The organism is Variovorax sp. J22G73 (genome assembly GCF_030317035.1).
Classification (GTDB): Bacteria; Pseudomonadota; Gammaproteobacteria; order Burkholderiales; family Burkholderiaceae_C; genus Variovorax.
In genome coordinates, this window is the sequence record NZ_JASZYK010000010.1 from 72,492 (window position 1) to 94,688 (window position 22,197).

17 protein-coding genes are annotated in these 22,197 nt (G+C 69.6%); 6 read left to right on the forward strand and 11 right to left on the reverse strand.

The features are described 5' to 3' along the window. Position 1: 1 nt before the first annotated feature. The 4 genes from QTI51_RS28540 to QTI51_RS28555 all read left to right on the forward strand — a co-directional run bounded on the left by QTI51_RS28540 (position 2) and on the right by QTI51_RS28555 (position 6,133). Positions 2–1,432: a TolC family outer membrane protein gene (locus QTI51_RS28540; protein ID WP_286517044.1), complete on the forward strand. Its 1,431-nt coding sequence runs from the start codon at positions 2–4 to the stop codon at positions 1,430–1,432. Further along, the gene (locus QTI51_RS28545; RefSeq protein WP_286517043.1) at positions 1,429–3,555 is read left to right on the forward strand and encodes a type I secretion system permease/ATPase; all 2,127 of its coding nucleotides are present in this window, start codon (positions 1,429–1,431) and stop codon (positions 3,553–3,555) included. Before QTI51_RS28540 ends, QTI51_RS28545 begins: the two co-directional genes overlap by 4 nt. Further along, on the forward strand, positions 3,542–4,777 hold the full coding sequence (locus QTI51_RS28550) for an HlyD family type I secretion periplasmic adaptor subunit (protein ID WP_286517042.1): 1,236 nt from the start codon (positions 3,542–3,544) through the stop codon (positions 4,775–4,777). The genes QTI51_RS28545 and QTI51_RS28550 overlap by 14 nt, the downstream gene beginning before the upstream one ends. A gap of 72 nt (positions 4,778–4,849) precedes the next feature. Then, the gene (locus tag QTI51_RS28555) at positions 4,850–6,133 is read left to right on the forward strand and encodes a tetratricopeptide repeat protein (RefSeq protein ID WP_286517039.1); all 1,284 of its coding nucleotides are present in this window, start codon (positions 4,850–4,852) and stop codon (positions 6,131–6,133) included. Here the strand turns inward: QTI51_RS28555 and QTI51_RS28560 are convergent. Genes QTI51_RS28560 through QTI51_RS28580 form a run of 5 tightly spaced genes read right to left on the reverse strand, consistent with a single transcriptional unit; the run spans position 6,130 to position 12,289 of the window. Continuing rightward, a complete protein-coding gene (locus tag QTI51_RS28560; protein ID WP_286517037.1) occupies positions 6,130–7,545 on the reverse strand; it encodes a coniferyl aldehyde dehydrogenase in 1,416 nt (471 codons plus the stop codon). The two genes, QTI51_RS28555 and QTI51_RS28560, sit on opposite strands and share 4 nt — an antisense overlap. A 4-nt stretch (positions 7,546–7,549) precedes the next feature. Beyond that, positions 7,550–8,422 carry an NAD(+) synthase gene (gene nadE / locus QTI51_RS28565; protein WP_286517035.1) on the reverse strand — a complete coding sequence of 291 codons (873 nt, stop codon included), beginning with the start codon at positions 8,420–8,422 and terminating at the stop codon, positions 7,550–7,552. A gap of 26 nt (positions 8,423–8,448) precedes the next feature. Then, positions 8,449–9,621: a phospholipase A gene (locus QTI51_RS28570; RefSeq protein ID WP_116910766.1), complete on the reverse strand. Its 1,173-nt coding sequence runs from the start codon at positions 9,619–9,621 to the stop codon at positions 8,449–8,451. Then, positions 9,618–10,196, reverse strand: a complete 579-nt coding sequence (locus QTI51_RS28575) for a hypothetical protein (RefSeq protein ID WP_286517032.1) — start codon at positions 10,194–10,196, stop codon at positions 9,618–9,620. Before QTI51_RS28575 ends, QTI51_RS28570 begins: the two co-directional genes overlap by 4 nt. Then, positions 10,193–12,289 carry an ATP-dependent helicase gene (locus QTI51_RS28580; protein WP_116910765.1) on the reverse strand — a complete coding sequence of 699 codons (2,097 nt, stop codon included), beginning with the start codon at positions 12,287–12,289 and terminating at the stop codon, positions 10,193–10,195. Before QTI51_RS28580 ends, QTI51_RS28575 begins: the two co-directional genes overlap by 4 nt. Positions 12,290–12,459: 170 nt before the next feature. Between QTI51_RS28580 and QTI51_RS28585 the strand changes: the two genes are divergently transcribed. Beyond that, complete coding sequence (locus tag QTI51_RS28585; protein WP_286517091.1) at positions 12,460–13,479, forward strand: AEC family transporter; 1,020 nt, start codon at positions 12,460–12,462, stop codon at positions 13,477–13,479. A gap of 39 nt (positions 13,480–13,518) precedes the next feature. Here the strand turns inward: QTI51_RS28585 and QTI51_RS28590 are convergent, their stop codons facing one another. Then, positions 13,519–14,268, reverse strand: coding sequence for a hypothetical protein (locus QTI51_RS28590; protein WP_286517030.1), 750 nt, complete (start codon positions 14,266–14,268; stop codon positions 13,519–13,521). 289 nt (positions 14,269–14,557) lie between these two features. Here QTI51_RS28590 and QTI51_RS28595 point away from each other — a divergent pair, with 289 nt between their 5' ends. Continuing rightward, a complete protein-coding gene (locus QTI51_RS28595; RefSeq protein ID WP_116910763.1) occupies positions 14,558–14,767 on the forward strand; it encodes a hypothetical protein in 210 nt (69 codons plus the stop codon). Positions 14,768–14,840: 73 nt separating this feature from the next. Here QTI51_RS28595 and QTI51_RS28600 read toward each other — a convergent pair whose 3' ends face one another. The 5 genes from QTI51_RS28600 to QTI51_RS28620 form a co-directional block, all read right to left on the reverse strand. Beyond that, the gene (locus tag QTI51_RS28600) at positions 14,841–15,722 is read right to left on the reverse strand and encodes a hypothetical protein (protein ID WP_286517028.1); all 882 of its coding nucleotides are present in this window, start codon (positions 15,720–15,722) and stop codon (positions 14,841–14,843) included. A 49-nt stretch (positions 15,723–15,771) separates the two neighbouring features. Next, positions 15,772–17,919, reverse strand: a complete 2,148-nt coding sequence (locus QTI51_RS28605) for a primosomal protein N' (protein ID WP_286517025.1) — start codon at positions 17,917–17,919, stop codon at positions 15,772–15,774. Between the two features lie 406 nt (positions 17,920–18,325). Then, on the reverse strand, positions 18,326–19,435 hold the full coding sequence (hemE, locus tag QTI51_RS28610; protein ID WP_286517023.1) for a uroporphyrinogen decarboxylase: 1,110 nt from the start codon (positions 19,433–19,435) through the stop codon (positions 18,326–18,328). A gap of 52 nt (positions 19,436–19,487) precedes the next feature. After that, entirely contained in the window at positions 19,488–20,042 is a 555-nt protein-coding gene (locus QTI51_RS28615; RefSeq protein WP_286517021.1) for a hypothetical protein, read from the reverse strand. Beyond that, the gene (locus QTI51_RS28620; protein ID WP_286517019.1) at positions 20,029–22,191 is read right to left on the reverse strand and encodes a hypothetical protein; all 2,163 of its coding nucleotides are present in this window, start codon (positions 22,189–22,191) and stop codon (positions 20,029–20,031) included. The genes QTI51_RS28615 and QTI51_RS28620 overlap by 14 nt, the downstream gene beginning before the upstream one ends. Positions 22,192–22,197 lie beyond the last annotated feature (6 nt).

Consider the following 22,197-nt stretch of genomic DNA (forward strand, 5'->3'; position numbering starts at 1 on the left):
GGTGACGCACCGCGCCGCGCTCCGTGCGCTCGCATGGCTGGCCCTGGCCGGTTCCACCGCGTCCGCATCGGCTGACGACGGCGGCCTGAAGGTCTCGCGCCGGCTCGCGCCCAGCTCGCTGGCGCAGGAGCTCAACCTGCAGCCGGGCCGGCCGCTGCCCGTGGCGCCGGCCAGCACGCAGCCGCTGGAGCTGAACGAGGCGGTGCGCCAGGCGGTGGCGCGCCACCCGTCCATTTCGGATGCGATCTCCACGCTGGCGCAGCAGGCCGGCGGCGTGGACGTGGCGCGCGCCGGCTACTACCCGCAGGTGCGCGTGGGCGTGGGCGGCGGCAGCAGCAACGCGCCCGCCTCGCAGGGCGGCAGCACCGGCACGGTGGCCACGGCCTCGGTCTCGCAGATGCTCTACGACTTCGGCAAGGTGGACGGCGCCGTGGCGCAGTCCGAGGCGTTGGTGCGGCGCCAGCAGGCCGGCATCCTGAAGCAGATCGACACGGTGGCGCAGCAGGCGGCCGACGCCGTGGTCACCGCGCACCGCTACCAGGCGCTGCTGGCCATCGCGCAGGAGCAGGTGCAGGCGGTGGAAAAGGTGCTCGAAACGGCGCGGCTGCGCGCCAACGCGGGCATCAGCACCCGGGCCGACCCGATCCAGGCCGAGTCGCGCGTGGACAGCGCGCGCGCCAACCTGCTGCAGGTGAAGTCGCAGCTGGCGCAGTGGCGCGAGCGCCTGGGCACGCTGCTGGGGCCGGGGGTGCCGCCGCAGATCGCGCCGTTGCCCAGCAGCCTTTCCGACGGCCTGGCCAGCACCTTCCGCGCCGACGGGCCGCCCGACACCAGCCTGCTGCCCGACGTGCTCGCGGCCGAGGCGGAGCGCCGCGCGGCCTCGGCGCAGCTGGAGATCGCGCGGGCCAACCGCTACCCCACGCTGAGCGTGGACGCTTCCGTCAACAAGGCCATGGGCGGCATCAACCCCGCCACGCTGGAGCGCAACGGCACGTACCACACGGTGATGCTCAACCTGACGAGCGTGATCTACCAGGGCGGCGCGCTCGACGCGCAGGTGCGCGCCGCCAGCGCCGCCGAGGAGGCCGCGCGCATGCGCATCGAGACCGCCCGGCTCAACGCCGGCGACCAGGCGCGCAACTTTCGCGAGCAGGTCATCGGCGCGCAGGCGCGCCTGGGCGTGCTGGCCGACCGCAGGCGCAGCATCGTGGAGGCGCGCGACCTGTACCGCGAGCAGTACACGCTGGGCACGCGCTCCATCCTCGACCTGCTGAACGCCGAGCAGGAGATCTACCAGGCCGCCGCCGAGCAGGAGGCCGTGCTGCACGACCTCTGGGCCAGCCGCGTCGGCTACATCGGCGCCACGGGCCAGGCCCGCGCGTTCTACGGGCTGGACAACACCACCGTCCAGGGCATGGAGCTGCTGCCATGAATGCAAGGGACCTTCCGCGGCACTACACCAGCTGGCTCGACGCCATGGTCTACGTGGCGCGCCACTACGGCATCGGCGCCTCCGAGGAAAGCACGCGCGTCTCGCTGGCCTGGGAGCGCGGCGCGCCGCTGGACACCCTGCTCGACCACATGGCGCGGCAGCTGGGCCTGGCGCTGCGGCTGGACGCGTTCACCGACGCGCAGCTCGACCCCTGGCGCCTGCCGCTGGTGGTGGAGTTCGACGACGGCGAGGTCGGCGTGGTGCGCACCGCCGACGGCAAGGGCCGGCTGGGCGTGCTGCTGGGCGGCGACCACGGGCTGGAAACGGCGGTGCCGGTCGAGGAACTGCGCCGCCGCGCGCGCCGCGTGGCCATCCTGCGGCCGCAGACGGCGGTGCCCGACGCGCGGGTGGACGACTACATCAAGCCCTACGAGGCCAACTGGTTCTGGTCGATCGCGCTGCGCGACTGGCGCCGCTACGGCGACATCGTGCTGGCCTCGGTGTTCGCCAACGTGCTGGCGCTGTCGAGCATGGTGTTTTCCATGCAGATCTACGACCGCGTGGTGCCGGCGCAGTCGGAGTCCACGCTGTGGGTGCTGTTCGGCGGGGTGATGCTGGCGGTGGCCTTCGAGTTCGTGCTGCGCATGGCGCGCACCCACATCTCGGACGTGATCGGCAAGCGCGCCGACCTGAAGGTGTCCGACCTGGTGTTCGGCCACGCGCTGCGCGTGCGCAACGACGCGCGCTCCAAGTCGACCGGCTCGTTCATCGCGCAGGTGCGCGAGGTGGAGCAGGTGCGCGAGCTGCTCACCTCCACCACCATCGGCGCGGTGGCCGACCTGCCGTTCTTCGTGCTGTTCCTGGTGGTGCTGTGGCTGGTGGCCGGGCCGCTGGCCTGGGTGGCGCTGGCGGCGGTGCCGCTGCTGGTGATACCGGGGCTGCTGGTGCAGAAGCCGCTGGCGCGGCTGGCCAACGAGGGCATGCGCGAATCGGCGCTGCGCAACGCGCTGCTGGTGGAGGCGGTGGAAGGCATCGAGGACATCAAGCTCATGCGCGCCGAGCCGCGCTTCCAGAACCAGTGGAACCACGCCAACGACGTGGCCGCCAGCGTGAGCATGCGCCAGCGCTTTCTCACCGGGCTGCTGATGACGTGGACGCAGGAGGTGCAGGGCATCGTCTACGCGGTGGTGCTGCTGGCGGGCTGCTTCCTGGTGATGAAGGGCGACATGACCACCGGCGCGCTGGTGGGCTCGTCGATCTTGGCCTCGCGCATGATCTCGCCGCTGGCGCAGCTCTCGGGCGTGTTCGCGCGCTGGCAGCAGGCCAAGGTGGCGCGCGCGGGGCTCGACCAGCTCATGCAGCGCCCGGTCGACCAGCCCGAGCATGCGCGCCGCGTGCGCGTGCCCGCGCTGCACGGCCACTACACGCTGGCCGGCGTGGAGTTCCGCTACGGCAAGGACGACAAGGCGCCCGCGTTCGCGGTGGGGCAGCTGCAGGTGAAGGCCGGCGAGAAGGTCGCGCTGCTCGGGCGCATGGGCGCGGGCAAGTCGACCCTGCTGCAGCTGCTGGCCGGGCTGCATGCGCCGCAGCGCGGCCATGTGTCGCTGGACGCGCTCGACCTGGGGCTGATCGACCCGGCCGACCTGCGCCGCGACATGGGCCTGCTCACGCAGAACGCGCGGCTGTTCCACGGCTCGATCCGCGAGAACGTCACGCTGGGCATGCCGCTGGCCACCGACACGCAGGTGCTCGAGGCCATTGCGATGGCCGGTGCGTTGCCCTTCGTGCATTCGCGCGCCGAGGGGCTGGACGACCTGGTCCACGAAGGCGGCCTGGGCCTCTCGGGCGGGCAGCGGCAGGCGCTGCTGCTGGCGCGCACGCTGATCCGCCAGCCGGCCATCGTGCTGCTGGACGAACCCACGGCGCACTTCGACGAAGTGACCGAGCGCCAGGTGATCGACGCGGTGGGCGCCTGGCTGGCGCCGCGCACGCTGGTGGTGGCCACGCACCGCATGCCGGTGCTGCAGTGGGTGGACCGCATCGTGGTGATCGAGGGCGGCCGCGTGGTGATGGACGGCTCGAAGGACCAGATTCTCGGAAAGCTCTCCCATGGCAACGCCTGAGCTCGCGCAAGACCCTCCGCTCGGCAGCCCGCGGGGAGGCAAGAAGAACGCAAAGGCCGCGCAGCGCCGCTACGCGCCCGTGGAGCCCCCGCTGCCCGGCGCCTCGCTGGTGGTGTGGACCGTGGCCGCGCTGCTGGCTGCGATGCTCGCATGGGCCTGGTTCTTCAAGCTCGACGAGGTGTCCACCGGCACCGGCAAGGTGGTGCCCTCGTCGCGCGAGCAGATGATCCAGTCGCTGGAAGGCGGCATCCTGGTCGACCTGAAGGTGCGCGAGGGCGACATCGTGAACGCGGGCCAGGTGCTTGCGCAGCTGGACCGCACCAAGACCGAATCGACCGTGCAGGAAAGCGCCTCGCGCGTGCGCGCCGCGCTGGCCATGTCGGCGCGGCTCACGGCCGAGGTGGGCGGCACGGCGCTGGTGTTTCCGGCCGAGGTGCGCAACGAGCCCGACCTGGTGCGCACCGAGACCGCGCTCTACCAGTCGCGGCGCGAGCAGCTCGCCAGCAGCCTGGCGGGCGTGTCGCAGGCGCTGGTGCTGATGCGCCGCGAGCTGGCGCTCACCGAGCCGCTGGTGTCGCGCGGCGCCGCCAGCGACGTGGAGGTGCTGCGGCTGAAGCGCCAGATCAACGAGGCCGAGACCAAGGCCTCGGACCTGAAGAGCCAGTACTACGTGAAGGCGCGCGAAGACCTCGCCAAGGCCAACGCCGAGATCGAGGCGCAGCGCTCGGTGACGCGCGGGCGCTCCGACTCGCTCACGCGGCTGACCTTCGCGTCGCCGGTGCGCGGCATCGTGAAGGACATTGCCGTGACCACCGTGGGCGGCGTGCTGCCGCCGGGCGGCAAGCTCATGGAGATCGTGCCGCTGGACGAGAAGCTGCTGGTGGAGGCGCGCATCTCGCCGCGCGACGTGGCCTTCATCCACCCCGGGCAGGACGCCACGGTGAAGGTGACGGCGTACGACTATTCGATCTTCGGCGGCCTGCCGGGCAAGGTGACCACCATTTCGCCCGACACCATCCAAGACGACGTGAAGCGCGACGTGTACTACTACCGCGTGTACATCCGCACCGACGCGGACCACCTGAAGAACAAGGGCGGCGAGAGCTTTCCGATCGTGCCCGGCATGATCGCCACGGTGGACATCCACACCGGCAGCAAGACCGTGCTCGACTACCTGCTGAAGCCGCTGAACAAGGCGCGCGAGGCACTGCGCGAACGGTAGCCGTGAGCGCCCCGCCATTCCTTCGCGAGCGGTAGCCGTGAGCGCTCAAAAATTCCTTAGCGAGCGCTGGCCGTGAAGCGCCCGGCGATTCCCTCGCGTGCGCCCGCGGCGGCCAAGGTGACGCAGCAGGCGCTGAACGCCATGGGCGAGCGCTTTCGCACCGCCTTCGCGCAGGGCGACTTCGCGCAGGCGCTCAAGTTCGCCACGCAGGCCTGGCATGCCACGCACAGCCCGCAGCCGCTGGCCGACGTGGCGCTGTGCCAGATGCGCCTGGGCCAGCCGCAGCAGGCCTACGACACCTACCGCCGCGCCATCTCGCAGCTGAAGACCGCGAACACCTACGACGGGCTCGCGGAGGCGGCCGGGCAGCTCGGCAAGCGGGACGAGGTGCGCGAATACGGCACGGCCTCGCTGCGGCTGAAGATGCAGGAGGCGGCGCGCGAGCCCGCGGCCGCCACGCGCGACGTCGCAGGCCCGCCGCCTTTCGACGCCAACGCGCGCGAACGCAACCTGATCGCCTTCAGCCTGTTCGGCCACGACCCGCGCTACTGCGAGATGGCGGTGCTGAACGTGCGCGCGGCGCGCGAGTTGTTCGCGGGATGGACCTGCCGGTTCTACGTCGATGACACGGTGCCGCCCGCCGTGCGCGAGCGCCTGCTGCAGGCGGGCGCCCGCGTGGTCGATGCGCACGCGGCGGGCGGCACCGGCCTGCCGGGCACGATGTGGCGCTTTCTTGCGCTCGACGACCCGGGCGTGGACCGCGTGCAGTTCCGCGATGCCGATTCGCTGCTGTCCACGCGCGACCAGGCGGCCGTGCGCGCGTGGTGCGCATCCAACCGATGGTTCCACGCGATGCGCGACTACCCCACGCACTCCGAGCTGCTGCTCGCGGGCCTGTGGGGCGCCTGCCGGGGCCTGCTGGCCGATGTGGAAATCGGCATGCGCGCGTACCTGGCGAGCCGGCCGTATTCCGCGCACTTCGCCGACCAGCACTTTCTTCGGCACCGCGTGTGGCAGGTCGCGCAACGCAGCCTGCTCACGCATGACGCATGGTTCGATGTGCCGGGCAGCCTGCCCTTTCCCGCGCACGCGCCGATGGCCGTGGACGCGCGCTACGCGCATGTGGGGGCGAACATCGGCGCGCCTTCGATGCACGTGGCGCATGCGGCGCCCGACGGTACCGCGGTGACGTGGACGCTGTACGACGCGCAAGGGCAGGCCGTGTGCGCCTACGACGCGGTGGTCGCGGGCAACGGCTTCACTGTCGGCATTCCCGCGCCGTACGCGGCGGAGTTGAGTGCGGGGCGCTGGAAGGTGCTGACGCGGCCCTTGTCCAAGGCCAGCGCTCCGGCCTAGCGCAGCAGCAGCTTCATCATCCGCGCGAAGGTCTTGCCATACGGCGGCCTGAACAGGCCCACGCCGTTGAACGCGGACTGCTGAAAGATCGGCTTGAGCTTCGAGAAGGTCTGGAAGCCGTGCTCGCCGTGGTACGCGCCCATGCCGCTGGCACCGACGCCGCCGAAGGGCAGGTCGTCCTGCGCGACGTGCATCAGCGTTTCGTTGATCGACACGCCGCCGGCCACGGTCTGCTGCATCACGCGCTCGATGGTGGCGCGGTCTTTCTCGAACAGGTAGAGCGCCAGCGGGCGCGGGTGCGCGCTGACGTAGCCGATGGCTTCGTCGAGGGTGCGGTACGTGAGCACCGGCAGCAGCGGGCCGAAGATTTCTTCCTGCATCACGCGCATGCCGTCGTTCACGCCCATGAGCAGCACGGGCGGAAAGCGGCGCGTGGCGGCGTCGGGCGCCATGTCGCTCAGCGGCAGCGCGGTGGCGCCCTGTTGCTGCGCCGCGGCCGCGAGCGCCTGCAGCCGCTCGAAGTGGCGCGGGCTCACGATGCTGGTGTAGTCGGTGCTGCTCTCCAGCCGCGGGTACATCGCTGCGAACACGCGCCGCGCCGCCTCGGCGAAGCGCTGCTGCTGGCCTTCGGGCAGCAGCACGTAGTCGGGCGCGATGCAGGTCTGGCCCGCGTTCAGCGTCTTGCCCACGAGGATGCGTTCCACCGCCTTGTCGAAGTTGGCGCCGGGCCCGACGATGGCCGGCGACTTGCCGCCGAGTTCGAGCGTGACCGGCGTGAGGTTCTCGCTGGCGGCGCGCATCACCTGGTGGCCCACGGCGGTGGAGCCGGTGAACAGCAGGTGGTCGAAGGGCAGGGCGCAGAAGGCGCGCGCGGTGTCGGCGTCGCCGTTGACGATGTCGATCTCGTCTTCGGCGAAGGCCTTGCGCACCAGCGAGGCGAACAGCTCGGCGAAGCGCGGCGTGAACTCCGACTGCTTCACCATCACGCGGTTGCCCGCGGCCAGCGCCGCGGTCATCGGGCCCACCGCGAGGTACAGCGGGTAGTTCCACGGCACCACGATGCCGACCACGCCCAGCGGCTGCGGCATCACGCGCGACGATGCGGGCTTGAACCACAGGCCGGTGGCGCGGCGCTTCACGCGCATCCAGCGCTGGCCGTGGCGCAGCGCGTGGTCGATGCCCTCGACGCTGGGGAACACCTCGGCCAGCTCGGTTTCCTGCGCGGCGCGGTGATGAAAGTCGGCGCTGATGGCCGCTGCCATGGCCGCGCGGTGGTCGACGACCAGCGCGCGCAGGCGCTTCAGGCGGTCGGCGCGTTCGGTCCAGGGCGGGGTTTGTGCGCGCAGGCTCGCGGCGCGCAGGGCGTCGAAGCGGTGTCGCATGGCGGGCTGCGTCAGGGCTTCGGGCGCCATGGTGTCAACCGGCGGAAGTTTGTGGGTGCGTGGCGGGTGGGGCCGGCTCGACGGGCAGCGCGCGCTTGTGGGCGCTCTTGCGGTGCGTCGAAAGAATGATGTCTCGCGCCCGCGCCGACACCGGCTTGCCTTCGAGAAAGTCGTCGATCTGCTCGTAGGTGACGCCGAAGGCGTCTTCGTCGGGCTTGCCCGGCACCAGCGACTCGAGGTCGGCGGTGGGCACCTTGTAGACCAGCGCGTCGGGCGCGCCCAGCAGCTGCGCCACCGCGCGCACGCGGCGCTTGTTCAGCCCGGTGAGCGGCGTGATGTCGGCCGCGCCGTCGCCGAACTTGGTGAAGAAGCCCATCAGCGCCTCGGCCGCGTGGTCGGTGCCGATGACGATGCCGTCGTGCGCGCCGGCCACCGCGAACTGCGCCACCATGCGCTCGCGCGCCTTGATGTTGCCGAGCACGAAGTCTTCATGCCCCGCGTCGCGGAACTTCAGGTCGCCAGCCTTCAGCGCGGCCAGCATGCCGTCGGCCGCGGGGCGGATGTCCACCGTGATGGTGCGGTCGGGCTGGATGACCGCCAGCGACGCCTGCGCCTCGGCCTCGTCCTTCTGCACGCCGTAGGGCAGGCGCATGGCGATGAAGGTGGCGTCGCGGCCTTCGGCGCGCAGCTTCTGCACGGCGCGCTGCGCGAGGCAGCCGGCGGTCAGCGAGTCGACGCCGCCGCTGATGCCCAGCACCAGCGTCTTCAGGCCGGTCTGCTTCAGGTAGCTGGCGAGGAAGTCGACGCGGCGTTCCAGCTCGCTCGCGGCATCGAAGACGGGCGCGACATGCAGCGCCGCGATGATCTCGCGCTGCGTGGCGTCGACGGGGGAAAGGTCTGCGCTCATGGGCTTTGTCAAAGGTGAGGGAAGGGTCAGAAATCGACCAGGCTCAGGCCGATGCTGAGCACTGTGCGCTTGCGGTTGTAGTCCACCAGCGTGTCGCCGTAGCCCGAGAACAGCTGCGTGTGGAAGCGCAGGTTGCTCTTGGTCGGGTCGCCGATGGCCTTCAGCCACTCGAGGCGGATGGAGCCGCGGCCGCTGTCGCGCAGGTTGTTGCGCACCGTGATGCCGAACTGGTTGTCGCGGTTGAAGTTCCAGCGGCCGGTGAGCTCGGCGCGGCCGATGTAGTCGGCGATGTCGGGGTTGTCGTCCTTGGCGGCATTCTCGGAAATGCGCTTCCAGATGCGCCCGGTGATGGTGAAGCGGTCGTCCAGCTCGGCGCCGCCCATCAGGTACACGCGGTTCCAGCTGCGCGAGAGCGGCAGGGTCTGGCCGTTCGACTGGTGCACGATGCCCAGGCCCGCGTAGCGCCAGCGCCAGCCGCCGGGCAGCTTGAAGTCGGTCGGGTAGACATACATCAGCTCGGGCTCGTGGTCTGTGGTGCGGAACGGGCGCGAGATGGCGCCGTTGAACAGCTGCCAGGTCGACTGCTGGCTGTAGGCGAACCACAGCGAGTCTTTCTTGGTCGGGTCGTTCTGCGTGAGCATGCCCTGCGCGAGCTTGGTGCGCACCGACAGGCCGATGCGCATCTCGTTGGCCTGGTAGGCAACGGGGTCGCCGGTGTGGCCTTCGGAGGGCGAGGTGGGCGTCTGCGGCTTCTGGGTGGCGGCGGAGACCGACACGTTCAGCGGGCGGTAGCCACGAAAGCCGAAGGTGCCGCAGTCGGTGGCGTTTTCCAGTTCCCAGAAGCGCGACAGCGTGGAGTACTGGCGATCGCGGCAGCCTTCGGTGGTGGCCACCGAGACCACGCGCGTGGCGGGCATGGCGCTGTCCACCGGCGGGGCCTGCGTGCTGGCCAGCACGGGCGGCGCCACGGGCACCGACACCGAGGGCAGCGTCTGCTGCTGCGCCCAGCGGTCGAAGCAGGCCAGGCGCGCCTCGTTGCTGGCGCCGAGCGCGGTGCACTGCTGCCAGGTGAGCTGCGCGTCGGCCAGCGGGCTGGCGGGCTTGTCGACGGCCTGGGCATGGGCCGCGGCCGCGCCGCCGAGGCAGGCGGCCAGCGCCGCGAGGCGGGAGAAGGTGAACTGGGGAGGCTGGGTCTTCATTGCTTTCCTTCCTTGGGCGCGGGTGCATCGGCGCCAGGGGATGCGCTGGATGCGCTGGATGCGCCGGTGGGGGCTGCCTGGGTCGCGGCTGTGGGCGTGTTGTTCACGGGCGTGATCTTGCTGAGCACGAACGGGTGGGTGCTCTGGTCGGCGGCGTTGCGCCATGTGCCCCTGAACTCGCGCCCGCACGAGCGGGCCTGCAGCTTGCCGGACCACACGCCGCTGATGGCGCGGCCGTCCTGCGATTCGTCGATGGAGAGCGCGCCTTCGTCGTCCACGTCGCCCGCGAGCTGGGCGACGGCGGCCTTGGCGGGGTTGTTCGGGTTGCGCGTGATGGTGCCGCGCACGCCGTCGTAGTCGGGGTGCTTGCCGAGCTGCACCGCGGCCGCGGCGGGCAGGCCGTCGAAGCGGGCCTCCCAGCGGCCGTACAGCGAGGCCAGCGGCAGGTCGCGCGCGTCGGTGGGGCAGTTGGGGTCCTTGGCGGCGGCGCAGCCTGCGAGGACAGTGGCCGACAGCAGTGCGGCGGCCAGCAGCGCACCGCGCGACGTGGCCAGGTGAGTGCGGGCCGTCTTCATTGGATGGCCGCGGCCTTCGCCGCACTGTCCTGCGCCTTGCGCGCGAACTCGGCGCGCAGGGCCTTGAGCTTCTCGCGCGGGTCTTCCTTGATGGTTTCCTTATTCAGGCCCATCTCGGCGATGAAGCGGCTCGGAATGCAGGGCACCATCTCGCGGCCCTGCTTGCGCTTCTTGGTCCAGCTCACGGCCAGGCTGCGCTGGGCGCGCGTGATGCCCACGTACATCAGGCGGCGTTCTTCCTGCAGGCGCTGCTGCGTCTCGTCGCTCACCACCTGCTGGCGGCCGTTGTCGTCGTCGAGCTTGAAGGGCAGCAGGCCCTCGCTCACGCCGATGAGCATCACGTGCGGCCATTCGAGGCCCTTGGAGGCGTGCAGGGTCGACAGCGTGACCACGTCCTGGTCCTGCTGGCGCTCGCTGATGGTGGACAGCAGCGAGATGGTCTGCGCCACCTCGAGCAGGCTCTTGCGCTCGGTCTCGATGTTGCTGTCGGCGCCCGAGGTGTCGTCGAGCGTGCCGCCGGCGCGCTGCGACATCCAGTCGACGAACTCCAGCACGTTGGTCCAGCGCGAGGCGGCGGCGGCCTCGCTGTCTTCGCCGTCGTACAGGTGCTTCTCGTAGTCGATCTCCTTCAGCCAGTCGAGCATGAAGGCGCGCGAGTCTTCGGCGCCCATGGTGCGGCGCGCGCGGTACTCCAGGTCGTTGATGTAGCGGCCGAACTCGTGGATGCCCTCGAGCGTGCGCTTGGGCATCACGCTGGGCAGCGAGGGGCTGAACAGCGCCTCGAACAGGCTCAGCTTGTACTGGCTCGCGAAGCTGCCCAGGCTGGCCAGCGTGGTGTGGCCGATGCCGCGCTTGGGCGTGGTGATGGCGCGCAGGAACGCGGGGTCGTCGTCGTTGTTGACCCACAGGCGGAACCAGCCGCACAGGTCCTTGATTTCGGCGCGGTCGAAGAAGCTCTGGCCGCCCGACACCTTGTACGGGATCTGCGCCTTGCGCAGCGCCTGCTCGAACACGCGCGCCTGGTGGTTGGCGCGGTACAGGATGGCGAAGTCGCGGAACTCCTTGTGCTGCTTGCCCTGCGTGAGCGAGTCGCCCGCGCGGATGCTCACGATGCGCGCCACCGCGCGCTCGGCCTCGTGCACCTCGCTGTCGGCGTCCACGATGCGCACCGGCTCGCCTTCGCCGAGCTCGGAGAACAGCGTCTTGGGAAACAGCTTGGGGTTGGGCCCGATCACGTTGTTGGCCGCGCGCAGGATGGCGCTGGTGGAGCGGTAGTTCTGCTCCAGCTTGATGACCTTGAGCGTGGGGTAGTCCACCGGCAGCTTGCGCAGGTTGTCCAGCGTGGCGCCGCGCCAGCCGTAGATGGACTGGTCGTCGTCGCCCACGGCGGTGAACTGGCCCTTGTCGCCGGCCAGCGCCTTGAGCACCTCGTACTGGGTGGCGTTGGTGTCCTGGTATTCGTCCACCAGGATGTGGCCCAGCGCGGCCTGCCACTTGGCGCGCACTTCGGGAAACTCGTACAGAAGCTTCAGCGGCATGCCGATGAGGTCGTCGAAGTCCACGCTCTGGTAGGCCAGCAGGCGCTCTTCGTAGCGCCCCATGATCTTGGCGGTGATGCGCTCGTTGTCGTCCACTGCGGCGGCCTCGGCCTGCGCGGCGTTCAGGCCCATGTTCTTCCACTTGCTGATGGTCCACTGCCAGATGCGCGCGGTGGCCGTGTCGGAGCTGCCGCCGGCGTCCTTCAGGATCTTGGTGACGTCGTCGGAGTCGAGGATGCTGAAGGCCTTCTTCAGGCCGAGCACCGCGCCGTCTTCGCGCATCATGCGCACGCCCAGCGCGTGGAAGGTGCAGACCACGACCTTGCGCGCGTCCTTGCCGATCAGGTCCTTGGCGCGCTCGCGCATTTCGGCGGCGGCCTTGTTGGTGAAGGTGATGGCCGCGATGCGCTGCGGCTCCAGGCCGGCCTGGATGAGTCGGCCGATCTTGTGCGTGATCACGCGCGTCTTGCCGGAGCCTGCCCCTGCAAGCACCAGGCAGGGACCGTGCATGTAGTTGACAGCTTCCTGCTGCGCGAGATTGAGACCGTGGGACATGGGGGTGTGGAAGAGCCGGAAATCGCCGTGCGCGGGTAAGCGCAGGCGAAAAAGCGTGAAAGCCGTGGAAAGCGGGCAATGATACGGGGACGGCCCCGCGCCGGGTTGTAGGCGGCGCCCCTGTGAAAGGCCCCCGCAGGCGGGCCGGAGTGCTCAACGACAATGGCCCGGTGCTGCCTGTATTCCTTGTTACCTTCCCTTTCTTCGCGTTAATAGCGGCCGGCTACGCCGCCGCCCGGGCGCGCCTCTTGCCGCTGGACGCGATTCCGGGGCTCAACACCTTCGTGCTGTATTTCGCGCTGCCGTGCATGCTGCTGCGCTTCGGCGCGGGCACGCCCATCGGCCAGCTGCTGGACGGCAGTGTCGCACTGGTCTGGGGCACTTGCGCGCTGGCTGTGGTGGCGGGCGTGGTGCTGTTCACGCGCAACGCGCGCATCGGCTGGAACGACGCGGCCTTCGGCGCGCTGGTGGCGGCGTTTCCGAACACCGGCTTCATGGGCGTGCCGCTGCTGGTGGCCCTGCTGGGGCCGCCGGCGGCGGGGCCGATGATCATCGCGATCGCGTTCGACATGGTCGTGACCTCGTCGCTGTGCATCGCGCTGTCGCGGCTCGACGGGGCCGCCGGCGCGGGGCGCCAGGGTGCGTCGCTGGCGGCGCGCAAGGCGCTGCGCGGCATCCTGGTCAACCCGATGCCGTGGTCGATCTTGCTGGGCGTGCTGCTGTCGGCCGCGCGCTGGCAGCCGCCGGGGCCCATCGAGCGCACCATCGCGATGCTGGCGGACGCGGCCTCGCCGGTGGCGCTGTTCACCATCGGCGCGGTGCTGGCGCGCTCGGCGCTGCTGGCGCGCGAGCACGACGCCAGCGCGGCCGTGGCGCAGGCGATGGGCACCGGGCGGCAGGCGGCGGCCAAGGCGCCCTGGTGCGACGTGCTGCCCGTGGTCGTGGTCAAGCTGCTGGTGCACCCGCTGCTGGTGTGGGGCCTGGGGCTGGGCGCGATGGCGCTGGGGCTGCCGCTGTCGCATGCGGCGCTGGTGGTGATCGTGCTGGTCGCGGCGCTGCCGAGCGCGAGCAACGTGTCGATGCTGGCCGAGCGCTTCGGGGCGGACAACGGGCGCATCGCCCGCATCATCCTGTGGACCACGGTGGTGGCCTTCTTCAGCTTTCCGCTCGCGGTCGGCTGGCTGCACTGAGCGCCTGGAGCGCCGCGGTGCCGCCGTGCCGCGCCGTGTTCAGGGCGTCAGCACGCCCAGCTTGTAGGGGTCGGCATCGGGCAGGCGCTCGCACTTGGAGAAGTCGCGGCCCTGCGTGCCGTCGCAGTAGTAGGTGTTGTAGACGCGGCCGAACAGGGTCGGGCTCGCGGTGAAGAGCACGCCGTGCTCGGGCTGCCAGTTGTCTCTGGTGGTGTCCTTCGGTGCGTCCTTGACCGCGGCCATGCTGGCTTCCACGGGCTTGGCGTTCACCGGGGTGGCCGTTGGCGCGGCCGAGGCGACGGTCGTGCTGGCCGAGGCGTTGTTCGCGGAGGTCACGGATGTGGCGGAGGGCGGCGTGAAATCTGCCAGCGTCTTGTGCGCCTCGTCACCGCGCCAGCGCACCGCCAGCTCGGCCGCCGTGGGCCGCACCGCCACCGGCAGCAGGATGCCGTTGACCTGCCCGCCGTAGCCGAAGCGGTGCGTCTTGCCCGCCAGGAAGGCATAGGCGCAGGCCGCCATGCACTGGCCCCGCACCTCGGTCTGCACGCCGCTGGTGCGAATGGCCTCGGCATAGGCGCCGGCCGCCTCGGCGGTGCCGCCGAACGAGTCCTCGAAGACCACGGTGTGCACCGTGCCGCCGCCGAGCTGTTCGTTGAATTCCTTGATGGCGCTGCCGTCGAGCATGCCCGAGACCACCAGCCGGCTGCCTTGCAGCGCAAGCTCGGCCGCACCGGCGGAGGGCGCGCCGATCAGACCGATCAGGCCGGCCACGCCAGCCGCGAACGCCATGCACGACGCGAAAGACAGAACCCAACCTGGTATGGACGGCGGCTTCATGACGACCTTTGCGGAACCTCTGCGAGAGGCGGGCTGGTTTGGAACGCGAAATCCGCTGCGAGTTCGCACGTTTACAGCTTGAGCAGCGCCACCCCATGCCGTCAACTGTTTTTTCACAAATTTTCGGGTAAGCCATGGCAGGCCTTAAGGCATAGCCACCGCTACCTCTTCAGGTGAATGCTTCAGTTTGCATTGGCGCTGCTACAGTGTTCCCACGTCAAAGATGTGAATGGGGCGCGCAATGGCAATTCTGGTTCGCATCCTCCTGTGGTTTTCCTGGCTCGCCGCGGTGGGCTGGTTCTGGCATGCCGGCAAGTACGGCACGGCCACCGCCATCGCGCTGGGCGCGCTGAGCCTGGTGGTGTTCGCGTGGCCCTCGAACATCGTACGGCGCCGGCACAACGAGTTGCGCTACGTCGACATGGGCAAGGAGCCGACGGGCTACCACTGACAAGCGCGTGGTTCGGAAGGCCTCGCCGTTCTGGGTTCTGTCCCGCCGAGCTGCCCCGCCGGCCTGTTCCGCCTCAAGACCCCGGCTGCTGCAGCCGCTGGAACTCGTGGCGCTTCATTTCCATGTAGTCGTTGCGGTCCACCTCGTGCAGCTGCTGCGCGTACTGCTCGGTGGCGTCGAACCACGTGCCCAGGCGCTGCTCCAGCTGGCTCGCCGCCGGCGCGTTCACATAGCTGTCGATGGCCAGGTAGTAGCGCATGGTGTTGCGCTCCACCACGCCGCGCACCCCGCCGATGTAGTCGCCGTCTTTCTTCGTGAAGCCGACCTTGTCGCTGCCCAGCGTCGCGAGGTAGCCCTTCATCGCCAGCCGCGCGGCGGTGCCGTAGGCGTACGCGTAGCTCATGTGCAGGGCGGTCTTGCCGTCGTCGGCGGGCGTGGCCTCCAGCACGATGCTGTAGTCGCGCGTCGACAGCGGCCCCGTGGCCGCGCTCAGGCGCACGTTCAGGTAGTTGGCGTCGGCCTTGGCCACGCTGTAGGCGAAGTCGATCTTCTGCGCGTCCGACAGCGGCTGGTCGAACTTGCGGCCCACGGCCACCGCCAGCGCCGCGCCGCCGTTCTTCACCGCGCAATGCTTGGTGTTCAGGTGCAGCATCAGCACCTGGCACCACGCGGCCGGCTCGCGCAGCGCGCCGCTCACCTGGCCGAAGGGGTGGTCGACCAGCGCGTACACATCGCCGCTCAGGCGGTCGGGCGTTTCGTTCGACTCGATGGTGAGCGGGCGCTTGAAGACGTTGCGCGCCAGCTGCGGCTTCAGTGCGTCGACCTTCGCGCGCAGCGCTGCGCCGCCGTCGGGCTGCTGCGCCGTCGCCGCCAGCGGGGCGAGCACCACGAAGGCCGCCAGCAGCAAGCCGGCCCAGGGGCAGCCTGCGGGGAGGGTCGTCGGATGGTTTTTCATGCAGGTCACCTTGGCCATGCACGCGTGCACGCGGTGCAGGACAACCGGCTCAGATGCTGTGCGGATCGACGTCGACGAGCCAGCGGATCACGCCCTTGCCCTCGGGCGTGCGCCGCAGTTCGTGCAGCAGCGGCTGCCACAGCGCCAGCAGGCGCTGCAGCGCGGCGCGCGAGCCGCTTTCGATGAGCATCTGCGCGCGCTCCACGTCGGCCACCCGCTGGATGGTCAGCGGCACCGCCGGGTAGCGCGTGACCAGGTCGGCGCCCGGCAGCGCCTCGGCCTGGTCTGCGGCGATGTTCAGGAAGCCCTGCGCCACCGACTGCTCGCGCGCGTCGGCCCGCAGCAGCGCCTGGAAGGCGAAAGGCGGCATGGCGGCGGCGCGCCGCTCGTCGAGCTGCTGCTGCGCGAAGGTGGCGTAGTCGTGCCGGCGCAGCGCGGTGAACAGCGGGTGCTGCGCATGGTGCGTCTGGATCCACATCTCGGCCCTGGTGCCTTGCGCCGCCAGGTAGGCGGCGTCGCGGCCCGCGCGGCCGGCCGACTGCATCAACAGGCTGAACAGCCGCTCGGGCGCGCGGAAGTCGCTGGAGAACAGCGCGCCGTCGGGGTTCACCGCGGCCACCAGCGTGATGCGGCGAAAGTCGTGGCCCTTGGCGATCATCTGCGTGCCGACCAGCACGTCGACCTCGCCCGCGTGCACGGCGGCCAGTTGCGATTCGAGCGCGCCCTGCTTCCTGGTGCTGTCGGCGTCGATGCGGGCGATGCGCACGGCGCTGCCGTCGGGGTGCTTCACCGTGGCGAAGAGCTCGGCCAGGTGCTCCTCGAGCCGCTCGGTGCCGCGGCCCACGGGCGCGATGTCGGGGTTGCCGCAGGCCGGGCAGGCGCGCGGCACGCGTTCGGTGAAGCCGCAGTGGTGACAGCGCAGCGTGCGGTCGATCTTGTGGAACACGCGGTAGGCGCTGCAGTGCGGGCATTCGCTCTTCCAGCCGCAGTCGCCGCAGGCCAGCACCGGGGCGTAGCCGCGCCGGTTCAGGAAAATCATGCTCTGCTCGCCGCGCGCGATGCGCTGGCCGATGGCGTCGAGCAGCGGGGCCGAGATCACCGTCTTCGCCGGCTGCTGGTTCATGTCGACCAGCCGCACTGCGGGCAGTTCGCCGGCGCCGATGCGCGAGGGCATGGCCAGGCGCACATAGCGCCCGCCCGGGTCGTCGCCTTCGGGCGGCCGGCTCTGGTGCCAGCTTTCGAGCGATGGAGTGGCCGAGCCCAGGATCACCTTGGCCTTTTCGCGCTGGCCGCGCCACACGGCGAGGTCGCGCGCCGAATAACGCGCGCCTTCCTGCTGCTTGTAGCTGGGGTCGTGCTCCTCGTCGACCACGATGAGCTTCAACCCCGGAATCGACGCGAACACCGCCATGCGCGTGCCCAGCACGATGCGGGCGGCGCCACCGTGCGCCGCCAGCCAGCTCGCCAGGCGCTGCGGGTTGGTCATGCCGCTGTGCAGCGACACCACCGCCTCGTCGCCGAAGCGGGCCTTGAAGCGCGCTTCGAGCTGCGGCGTGAGGTTGATCTCGGGCACCATCACCAGCGCCTGCGCCTCGGGGTCGCGCGCCAGCAGGTCGGCCACGCAGCGCAGGTAGACCTCGGTCTTGCCGCTGCCGGTGCTGCCGACCAGCAGGAAAGTGCCGGTTTCGGCCTCGATGCGCGCCAGTGCCGCCATCTGCTCCGCGCTGAGCGCGATCAGGTTCGCCGATTCGGCCGTCTCGGCCACCGGCCCGGCCGTGGTCTTGCGCTTGAGCCGGCGCGCCAGCTGCGTGGTGCTCAGGTCGCGCAACTGCGGCGGCAGCGCGGCCAGGGCGATCTCGCCGATCGAGCGCTGGTAGTAGCGCGCGGCGAAGGCCACCAGGTCGCGCCAGGCTTCACCCAGCGGGGCGAGCGCGTCCAACGCGGCGCCCACGGGCTTGAGCGCCATGTCGGGCTCGGCCCCCTCCAGCGAGGTCGGCGGGTTCCACACCACGCCCAGCACCTCGCGCTTGCCCAGCGGCACGCGCACCAGCGTGCCGGGCGGCAGCGGCTCGGCGCCGGCGTAGCTCAGCAGGTCGCCCAGGGCGGCATGCGCGGGCGTCTGCACCGCGATGTCCAGCCGCCACACAAGGGCCGCGGGGCTACCGTTCGTCGGTTCGATGGCCCCATCGAGGGGCATGGCGGGGGTGGAGATGGAAGTCCTTCTTGGCAAGGTTTGTTAATGCGGCTTTGAACAACTTCGCTTAAGTCGTTGATTTTCCTGGGCTTTGGAATCCATCCAGAGTTTCTGTGGATAACTTTGTTGACAACGAGGCTCGACGCGTCGCCAAGCCTTGCAAATCAAGGCTTCCGCTGGAATGCCCGGAAAAAAAGCAATAATCAAATCCTATATAAATCAACAACTTAGCGGTGCTATTGCTTTGGGAGCAAAGCAAGCGGGCGCCTGGAAGATCTTGCGCACTGCAACACGTCTTTTGTGCATAAGTCAGTACCCATATACCGTTTTTGAGCTTGACAAACGGTTCGGGAGCCCAGTTCGGGGGTGGCTCGCGTGCTGCGCGCGCCGCCCCCTCAAGACACAATGCTCAATCGCGCAGGGCGCGCGACTGGCGGTGCACCGCCTGCACCAGCGCCGCCACGTGCTCGGGCGGCGTGAACTGGCTGATGCCGTGGCCCAGGTTGAAGATGTGCGTCGGGCCCGGGGCGTTGCGGTCGGTGTGCGGTGTGCCGAAAGCGGCCAGAACCTTGGCCACCTCGGCCTCGATCTGCGCGGGCGGCGCGAACAGCACGTTCGGGTCGATGTTGCCCTGCAGCGCCTTGGCCTTGGCATCGCTGCCTTCGGCGATCTGCTTGCGCGCGGCGCCGAGGTTGACCGTCCAGTCGACGCCCAGCACCTGGCAGTCGAGCTCGCGCATGGCGTCCAGCCACAGGCCGCCGCCCTTGGTGAACACGATGCGCGGCACCGGCTGGCCGTCGGCGCCGGTGCGCTTCAGGCCGGCCAGCACGCGGGCCGTGTAGGCCAGGCTGAATTCCTGGAACGCGCCGTCGGCCAGCACGCCGCCCCAGCTGTCGAACACCATCACGGCCTGCGCGCCGGCGTCGATCTGGGCGTTGAGGTACGTGGCCACCGCGTCGGCGTTCACCGCGAGGATGCGGTGCATCAGGTCGGGGCGGCTGTACAGCATGCTCTTGACCAGCCGGTAGTCGCTGGAGCCTGCGCCTTCCACCATGTAGCAGGCCAGCGTCCAGGGGCTGCCCGAGAAGCCGATGAGCGGCACGCGGCCGTCGAGCGCCTTGCGGATCGAGCCCACCGCGTCGAACACGTAGCGCAGCTTCTGCATGTCGGGCACCTCGAGCGCGGCCACCGCCGCCTCGTCGCGCACCGGGCGCGCGAAGCGCGGGCCTTCGCCGGCCTCGAACGACAGGCCCAGGCCCATGGCGTCGGGCACCGTGAGGATGTCGGAGAACAGGATGGCGGCGTCGAGCGGGTAGCGCGCCAGCGGCTGCAGCGTGACCTCGGTCGCGTAGTCGGTGTTGGTGGCCAGGCCCATGAAGCTGCCGGCCTTGGCCCGCGTGGCCACGTACTCGGGCAGGTAGCGGCCGGCCTGGCGCATCAGCCAGACGGGCGTGTGGTCGGTGGCCTGGCGCCAGCAGGCTCGCAGGAAGGTGTCGTTTTGCAGGGGGGCGAAAGGCATCCGGGCATTGTCGCAGGGGTGTGTGCCGGGGCGGTGCGGGTTGCACGCGCCGTCATCGCATCGAGTCCAGCGTGCCGTAGAAGCGCTCGCGTTCCTCTGGCGCAAAGCACTCCGAGACGATGGCCGTGGCCTTGGCCGAGCTTCTGGTCGCCGTCGCGCACACCAGGAAAAACCCTGGAAACCCGCCTTGCGTGCCGTAGTCGACCTGAAACGCCGAAACATGCCACCGCTTGTATGCCCGCGCCACAAGCGCCTTGCCCTGCCTTGAGATCTGGTCTTTCAAGGGCGGGGAGAGCAAGGGCGGCTCCGCAGACGGGTGGCGCGGATCGATCTCGATGCCTGCCGCCGTTTTGACGCTGCCCGGGTCGTTCCCGTGCACCACGACCATCTCGCGCTGGTCGAATGCGGTGGCATAGGGGGAGGTGTGCTTCGTGCCGACGTACCGTTCAGTGGTTACTCCGTTCGATGTTGTGCACTCCGTTCGAAGCAAGCCTGCCTTCGCAAACAAGGTGCGTCCGGCACAGCCCTTTGCCATGTCGTCGGCGGAAGCCGGCTGACACCCCAGCAGCAGGAACAGCGCGAGTGTCGGAAATTCAAGGTGCGTCATTCAAGCGACCCCAGATGCCGGTGAACGCGAGCTGGCGCTCCCTGTCCTCCAGAGGCACCCTGCTGGCGCTGCCCCGATTGACGATCCCTCCGACCCGGGTCACGTTCACCGGCGCAAAGCCTGCACTGGCCTCGGCACTGGCTCGTTCCCTCGCCCAGAAGAATCCGGACGCGTCGCAGGCATTGAAATCGTTGGACGCCAGCAGCCGCGGATTGGGGTCGGACACGAAGTCGTGGCCGCGAAAGGCGCCGTAGCTCGCGTAGTTTCGTCTTCCGGTGATCTGCAAGAAGCCTCGTCCCCGAAATCGCGGGCCGTCTCCCGCCATGCCGCCCGCGGCGGCGCTTGCAACACCGTTGTCCATGCCCTGGGCCTTGGCGGCAACTGCGCCTGGACGACGCGCAGCGTAGGTCGGCGCAGTTTCGCCACGCTGCACCAGGTTGAGACGCTGCGCCAGCCCGGAGTTGTGGTCCTGCGCGGCCTCCGCAGGCGTGATCACCTCGTACATGGTCCGGAAGTACCTGTCGTTGCCGAACTCTTCGCGAAACCGCCACCACCCGGTTTCGTGCCCGACCTGGGCGAGGAAATGCGCCTGCAGCAGACGGCTGTGCGCAATCAGGTACTTCCGGAGCATCAGGTTCATCTCGAGCCGGAGTGCCTCCGCGCGGACCCGTCCATCGGCGGGGGCGGCGGCGATGACGCCGGCCATCTCCTGCGGGCTCAACCACCCGCTCTTGCGAAAGTGGTTGATGAACTCGCCGGGATGAAAGTGCCAGTGCCTGGTCGTCAGGCGGGCCTTGTCCTCTGCCGGGAGCTCTTCCCAGAAGCACAGCTTCTGCGCGAACTCCGTCATTTCGGTGAAGTCGGTTTCGTCTTCCAGCGGATAGGGCATCAGGGGGTTGCCTCGGCTTCTCGTCCAGGCCCAACGGGCCCGCACTTCGTCCTTGGCCCACTCGGTCGGGAACTTGCAGATTGTTTTTGCCAGTGTTTCTTGAATGTCCGACCGGCACAGGTTGCGCGCGCGATCCGCTGCCTTTTGCGCCGGAGTCAGCGTCGTGCCGTCGACCCCTTGCGGCGAGGAAAGCATTGCATGAAGGATCGCCGAATCGCAACGGCTGTCCTCGTCCGTCACGTCATCGTCGATCAGCCTCCAGCCGATCCAATGCGGGAAGTCGGCGTCGCTGAATTTCCGGGTGTTGCCCGCATTCAGGTCGACCCAGGCGCCGCTCGTCTGGCCCGGTACTGCGACCTTGCGCCAATGCGGCGCATGGGTGGGGACGGGGTCAGGGCCCAGGTTGCGACCGAATCTGAGCAGCTCATACCACCCGCTCGGACTCGAGCCCGCAGTGGCCTGCTTGTGGCGTGCCGCGGCCTCCGCGTAGATGCTGTACGCGCCATTGACCTCCAAGACCTGTCCCACCCTCTCGCCAGTGACCTTGACAGTCACCAGCTCGGCGTTGCCCGCGTACTGGATGCTGATGAAGAGGTCGTCGCTTCCTGTGTCTCCTGCGGGCGCGGCCGGTGCGCCCACAGGCTGCGCGCTGTAGTACGGGCTCTTCGCGGGAATGAGCACGTACATCTTTCCGAAGACCGCATCGCTTCGGCCGTTTCTGCTCGTGTCCAGGTTTCCCGAGTTCCGTCCCATGAGGCTTTGAACATCCGCATCGCCGGCAACGATCTCCAGGTGAATGCGGTCGCTCTGTCCATGAATCGTGCCTGCCAGACCGAGACGGTCTTTGCGGCGGATGGGGCTGCCCACCGCCGGCAGGCTGCCATCCAACTGCCGCAGATGCTGCGTGATCGAGTAATACACGACCGTGACCGGTGCCGTTCCCTGGGCCCCGATTTCCGTCGTGTGGCGAATCACGACGCAGCCGGTGGAATGGTCTTCGTTGTCATAGCGCGCGTTGCCGCTGCCGGGGCGACCGGCGACGAAACCGTCGCGCCGAAAGATCACGGTGCCGTCGGCAATGGCGCGCACCGGTTCGTCGCTGGTCGGCGCATGGATGTGCAAGCCGCCATGCCACGCCATGGCCTGGCTGACCGGGAAGGCGCCGCTGCCGACGATGCCGCCGGGCATGACGCTCTTCACGCACTGGTCGTCGTAGACGGGAATGTCGCGCAGCGAGAGAAAGGGAGGGCTGATGATCATGTCGCC